5 protein-coding genes are annotated in these 6,421 nt (G+C 59.0%); 1 reads left to right on the forward strand and 4 read right to left on the reverse strand.

All coding sequences use genetic code 11. From position 1 onward, the window contains the following. Positions 1–184: 184 nt before the first annotated feature. Both AC0L2Z_RS31960 and AC0L2Z_RS31965 read right to left on the reverse strand, forming a co-directional pair. On the reverse strand, positions 185–1,978 hold the full coding sequence (locus AC0L2Z_RS31960; protein ID WP_473630248.1) for a type I secretion system permease/ATPase: 1,794 nt from the start codon (positions 1,976–1,978) through the stop codon (positions 185–187). Positions 1,979–2,194: 216 nt separating this feature from the next. Next, positions 2,195–3,070 (reverse strand): right-handed parallel beta-helix repeat-containing protein, encoded by an 876-nt coding sequence (locus tag AC0L2Z_RS31965; RefSeq protein WP_473630249.1) that lies wholly within the window; start codon positions 3,068–3,070, stop codon positions 2,195–2,197. Here AC0L2Z_RS31965 and AC0L2Z_RS31970 point away from each other — a divergent pair. Continuing rightward, on the forward strand, positions 3,051–3,578 hold the full coding sequence (locus tag AC0L2Z_RS31970; RefSeq protein WP_473630251.1) for a hypothetical protein: 528 nt from the start codon (positions 3,051–3,053) through the stop codon (positions 3,576–3,578). The two genes, AC0L2Z_RS31965 and AC0L2Z_RS31970, sit on opposite strands and share 20 nt — an antisense overlap. A gap of 1,337 nt (positions 3,579–4,915) precedes the next feature. On the opposite strand, the gene AC0L2Z_RS31975 is transcribed toward AC0L2Z_RS31970, so the two are convergent. Together AC0L2Z_RS31975 and AC0L2Z_RS31980 are read right to left on the reverse strand one after the other, a co-directional pair. Next, positions 4,916–5,194, reverse strand: a complete 279-nt coding sequence (locus tag AC0L2Z_RS31975) for a hypothetical protein (protein ID WP_473630252.1) — start codon at positions 5,192–5,194, stop codon at positions 4,916–4,918. Positions 5,195–5,378: 184 nt separating this feature from the next. Continuing rightward, positions 5,379–6,128: a LuxR C-terminal-related transcriptional regulator gene (locus AC0L2Z_RS31980; protein ID WP_473630253.1), complete on the reverse strand. Its 750-nt coding sequence runs from the start codon at positions 6,126–6,128 to the stop codon at positions 5,379–5,381. Between the last annotated feature and the right edge of the window lie 293 nt (positions 6,129–6,421).

A 6,421-nucleotide genomic window follows, 5' to 3' on the forward strand; every position in this document is an offset into this window, starting at 1 on the left:
AATCTGCGGGAAGCTAACTCGAGTCACCCGTCCTGCACGCAAGAGCGCGGAAAGTGTCGGCCCCACCGCGCTTATACAAGCGGAGGCAGGGGTCGAGCGGGCCGTCCGCATCGGGAGCCCGCGCACCCGTGCTATGATTGCTGTCCTTTTCCAGGTGTCAGGCATCATCATTGGTTTCGACTCGTTATGCATCGACGCGTGTCCGGCGGAGGAGAGAGTGCGCTGGATCTGACGCCGGCGGTCCGGCGCGCCCTCCATCCCAGACGGGCCGCCGCGGTGCCGGCGCTACGTTCGGGCCGGCGAGCGACGGCAGCAACTGGTCACGACTGCCCATCTGCGCTATTCGTCCTTCCTGCATGATGATCATTCGATCCACCGCCGACAGGAGGTTCGGCCTGTGGGTCACGATCACAACGGTCTTTCCGTCTCTCCGCAACCCTTCGATTGCCCGGATCAGTGCGCGATTGCCATCGCTGTCCAAATTGGCATCAGGCTCATCGAGCACGACGAAGCTCGGCTCGCCAAACAGGGCGCGCGCGAGACCGACCCGCTGCCGCTGCCCACCCGACAGTCCGACTCCATCCTCCCCGATGTCGGTCATATACCCTTTGGGGAGGCGCTGGATCATCTCGTGCGCAGAGGCGAGTGTTGCCGCCTCGGTCACCTGCGCATCGACCGCGTCAGCTCGGAAGCGCGCAATGTTGTCGCGCACGGAACCGGAGAACAGCTCAATATCCTGGGGCAGGTAGCCGAGCGCGGTGCCGAGTTGGTCCGGATCGTAATGGCGCAAATCGTTGCCATCGAGTCGCACGCATCCTTGCGCCGGCGGCGACGCACCCACAAGCGCACGCGCGAGCGAGGATTTGCCCGAGCCCGATAAACCAACGAGGGCGACGACCTCTCCAGCTTTCAGCGTGAACGTCGCCCCCATGACGACCGGCGTGTTCGTACCGGGGGCGAGGACGAAAAGGTTCTCGACGGAAACCGTACCCCTGACGTCAGGCAGACGCACGCGTCCGGCAATGGGCGGGTTCTCCTCGAATATGCGTTCCAGGCGCGCATGGGCGCTGCGCGCGGACACGATACTTTTCCATTGCGCCACCATGATCTCAATAGGGGCAAGCGCCCGACCCATGATAAGCGACGCCGCAAACAGGACGCCCCCGGAGATTTCCTGGTTAATAGCCAGGTACGCACCGATGCCCATCATGGCCGTTTGAATGGCCATGCGCAGAAACTTGGACAACGCAAGAAGTGTGCCGCCGCGCTCGCCCGCGCTGACGGAGTAACCTAGCGCTTCCTCGCGGATTCCGGTGCACCATGACCGGATAGCAGGCCCCATCCCGAGCCCCCGAATTGCCTCTGCATTGCGCAGCGAGGAGCCCAGCCTGTCGATCGCGCGAGTGTTCGTGACCGAGGCTCGCAAGAGCAAGCCCTTCGTCGCTCGCTCATTTACGAGTGCGATCGTCACTATCGCCATCGCGCCGACGAGGGCCACAAGGCCGATCAACGGGTGAAGTAGGAAGCAGATCACGATGTAGATCGGAGCCCAGGGCGCGTCCATCAGCGCCATGATGACGCCGCCCGAAAGAATGTCGCGCATGAGGTCGAGATCGCGCAGGGTCTGTGCATGATTCGATCCGCGGGCACGCAGCGCCGAGGAAAGCGCCGCCTCGAAGGCGGGACCAGACAAGAGCCGGTCGAACCGCACGCCAGCCTGCTGGAGGATACGAGCCCGATAATGTTCGAGGGTCCCATAGGTCATCAACAACACGCCCACGATCACCGAAATAATGACGAGCGTGACGGCATTACGGCTCGTTAGGACGCGATCATAAATTTGCATCGTGTAGAGCGGAGACACGAACATGAGAAGATTGATGAAGAGCGAGAGCCCGCCGGCCGCGCAGAGGCCCGGACGGATCTCGCGCAAGGCCACCGCCAGCGGCGAGGGCGCGTGCAAGGAGAAATTTGTCATCTATTATCCGAATCCAGTGAAGCGGTCGCAGGGTGCTCTAACCTGGCCATCTTCAGACCTCTGTTCACGAGAGAGGAAGGCGGCAGGGCAGGCGAGGTCTCATGCAAAATCCCCCGACGGAACCACCCGCCGAGTTGGTCCGAGTGCGAGCCCTGCCTCATCACACCGTGCTGAAGTGTGGCGCAACCGTCTGCTGCAGCCGGTTGCGCCACCTGTTCAGACTGCGTAGTCCCAGGCGAACTGGTTATCGATGTGTGCCATTGGGGTGGCGGCGGCATCCTCGTGCACCTCGGCTACGACCGCCTTTGACTTGTCCCAAATGATGTTGTTGGGGTTGCCAGCGTTGGTGTAGCTCGAGTTCAGGACGCTGACCCCGCCGGAGCTGACATTCCAGATCAGTCCATTCGACGAGGAAGCCCCGCGGCCTTGGTCGGCGTTGATACCGTCGAACGACCTCGTATCGTCGAAGGTCACATCGCTCGCGTAGGACGAGAACGCGCCATTGCCCTGATGGATGGCGTCAACGTTCTGCACCCTGCCGCCGGTCGATCCGTTCTCGAACATCACGCCGACGCCGGTCACGGAGTTGTTACCGTCGATCACCCCGTTAGAGATCGTCGTATTCGGGCTGCCATAGACCGAGACGATGTCCTCAGGATGCGAGTTGGCGGCGTCGTTGACGGCATAGAAGTCGGTCAGCGAACTATTGCCCGAGTTGTTGAACTGGACGAACTGACCGCGCGGGAAGGGGCCATGGAAGTCGTAGCCATCGACGTGCGAGAGATCCGCGCCGGGCGAGTCCACGAGATAGATACCGGTCGAGCCTTCCCGCACCGTGGTGTTTTGAACGGTCAGGTTCGCGGCGTTTTCTGCCCTGATGTTGATGATGTCCGGGCTCGTCTCGGCGTCGATTCCCGCCGCCGGGTCGGCGTTGATGACCTCGGTGTTCTCGATGGTGACGCCGGTTGCGCCCGATACCGACACCCCGTCGCCTTCGACGTGATGAATACGACAATTGCGCAGGACGACATTGTCGTGCGTAATCGTGACCGCGTCCCCGTTGGTGACGTAGATGTCAAGATTTTCAATCACCTGGCCATCGTACTCCGATTGGATCGGTGTGGTGGTGTGGGTAAGACCCTGCGCCGGCTGCGTGGATGCCGTCGGCGCGGAAGCGGCGGAAGTGGGAGCCTCGGCCGTGACGGTCGATGTCGGGCTCGACGCGGCTGTCTCCGTCGGCGCGGAAGCGGCGGAAGTGGGAGCCTCGGCCGTCACGGTCGATTTCGGGCTCGACGCGGCTGTCTCCGTCGGCGCGGAAGCGGCGGAAGTGGGAGCCTCGGCCGTCACGGTCGATTTCGGACTCGACGCGGCTGTCTCCGTCGGCGGGGAAGCGGCGGAAGTGGGAGCCTCGGCCGTCACGGTCGATTTCGGGCTTGACGCGGCTGTCTCAGTCGGCGGGGAAGCGGCGGAAGTGGGAGCCTCGGCCGTCACGGTCGATTTCGGACCCGACGCGGCTGTCTCCGCCCTCGCGCGTAAGTTGTTCAACCATTCCGAGTGTTCCCCCAGTATTCCACTTTCAGAATTCATCCACTTCATGTGATGCTTCATGTGCTTCTCCAGTTAAAATATGAATTCACTATAAGTATCACTAAGGACACCCATCGACGATAAACGATATTTTATCGTCTTAACGAAACTCCGCTTATACAACCAGAAATTTCGTCTGGTAATATAATGCTAACCTTCATGTCCAGAATGCGGCGTGGATAGGGCTATACTGAGACTCTCCCGGGCGATCGGCGCTGCGTTCAAGCCTGCGCCTACGTCGGATTGCAGACGTCGCCTAGTACTCGGATCACGCGTGGCCCTACTCCCGAGCAGCAGGAGACAAGGTCATGCATGCTAGTCGGCCAACGCAGCATGAGCGCTACCAACACAGTCCGGCACGGCTCGAAACAGGTGATCTACGAAAGCTATCCTGAACTCGGCTACAATTACCCTGACTGACCTGCAGGCTGCCATCGGCGTGAGCAACGTTCTCGCACTCTTCACGCGGCGGAGGCAGCTTGCGGCGCAATAAGGTGAGCACCTCGCGAGATCGCCGAACTGGAAACGCCTGCCGCGCCTTGCTGGACTCGCAGCAACTGGCAAAGCTATTGTAGAAATTCCCCACTGGTTCGACCAGCGGGGCCATCTGCCCCCGGAAGGGATAGGGCGCGGGGCCTTGTCCTGCCGTATTGCGATACCGAGGCGATGCGGGAGAACCCCGCCGAGATCAGCCGGAGCGTCGACCACGGCGCGTGTGCGGTGCTCATCCTCGATCATGCCGGATGGCGTGTGACTCCGAAACCGAAGGTGCCGGACAACATCACTCTGATGTTCCTGGCGCCGCGCTCACCGGAACTGGACCCCTCGAACTTTGACCGACTTGGCACCAATCGCCAATTTGTCATCGTCCAAATCAGAGGTGCACCGCGTTGCGCCGTTGCACCTTCGACCATCACGCCACTGGGAGCGGCGTTCCGCGCGATGCGAACCATCTCAGCAGTTGTTGCCTTATTTGTGTTCGGATCAATGAGAAGTAGAGGTCTCATTTCGTCTCATTTGCCCGGGCACAGATGAGCAGCCCGCCGCAATTCAATGGACGTGATCATCTTCGCCGATGTGGTTTGACCCTTCCCTCGGGGATAGGCGACCGCGATCGCGCTATTCGAGAGCGAGCAACCGTTCAGGGTTGGTCTCGATCATCGTATGGATTTCTTCAGGTGTGAACTCGGGTCCAGCAACGAGTTGGCGCGTTGAGGGCCTACTCGACGCATGTATCTTTCAATATTTAGATCGTCTGAAAGTCGGAGGATCTCCGTTGCGGGTCTTGGCACGATCGGCAGCATTGCCAAGCTGACCTTGGACTCGGATCGATTGCCTCGGAACGGTCGCTCAATCTGCAGTGTAAGCAGGCTCGGGGAAGGTGTATCTGCCAACCCATCTTATGGCCTCCTCTATCGTATCGAAATTCTTGTGCTGCCCGCTTAGCGGCCGGAAGCCCGTCTCGAGAAACCATTTGCCTTTCGTCGAGTAGGCTTCCTCGTCGATCTGGGTGAGAACCGCCACCAGTTGGTCGCACTTCCACACCAGAACCCCCGATTCTCCGCCCTCGACCGTTCCGATCCGCACTTCGCTGAACGACAATCCAGAAGTAATTTTTGGTTTGCCCACTTTGATAAAGCCCTCAACTTCAAAATGGCAGTAACACTGGTGGGGTCCACCTCATGCGCCCCTGCGATGCCGTCTCCACCGCTCGCTACCATCGCCGGGGGATGATTTGAACGTATGGTTCTAGATAGCGGAGGCTCATATCAGGGCGAAGCTTTGGCAAAAGCGAATGCACCAGCCCGAATGATTATATATTGTAAGACGGCTGAGTTGCCATTTCGCTCCCCGACGGGGCATTGCCGGATGCGGGAGTAAGCATGCCATGGTTCATCGCCCAAACTGCAGCCTGTGTACGGTTGCGGACCCGGATCTTTCGGAGGATGGCCTTGACGTGTACTTTCACCGTAGCTTCGGCAATGTCGATCTCGCGCGCGATGGCTTTGTTAGATTCCCCTTCGATTAAGCGGCGTAGAATACAGTTTTCCCGATTTGACAAAATTGATAGTTCATGATCCTCATTAACAACCACCTTTGTTAACTCATCAGCTACCGCGTCAGGTTTCAGATCATGCCTTATTTCTTGAATAGCCGTTGAAGTTTCGGCAGGTAACACCGTCTGCCCTAGCATAACCAATTCCAGAGCTTTGATGAAGGTGTCGTAAGCAGCGACTTTTATCAAATACCCATCTGCCCCCGCACGAAAAGCTGAAACTATATCGGTCGATCGACAGTGATCGGCTAGCGCGACGACATGGCTGGTCGGATAAATCGCTTTGAATTCTGCAATTTGTGCGAAATCAGCATCCGCATCAGTACCGCCGACATCTATGATGAGCAAGATGGACCGGTGCTGGGCTAGCGGCTTCTCCAGAAGATCGTGAACACAAGCCGCAGAGAAAAGGACCCGAAACTTTGTCGCATCCAGGATTCGACTAAGGCCTTCTCGGAGTAACTCGCTCGGCCCGACAAGTACTGTTGTAAAGGATTCTCCTGTCATCATTGCCTCCCGCTTCAGGGCGATCGAGGTACACGCGTCGAGTAGAGCACTCCACGCCCCAATTGCACTCGATGCCCCCGGTTTGAGTCTCTTGCAGTTCCTCACTCCCTCTTGGCGAGAACAGGTTGGGCAGTGTAAGGACTATTTATAAGTAGTCTCTAACATAAGTTGCTTTTCAAGCTTGTGTCTGATATCGGACAATCAGGCGGAGGCCAGGCCGAAGTGACGTTGCTCCTCGTCGCCATAGGCGCCATGTGTGAGCTTTATCATTCCGGCACGGTCGACGATCGTGA

Source organism: Mesorhizobium sp. WSM4850 (assembly GCF_055811735.1).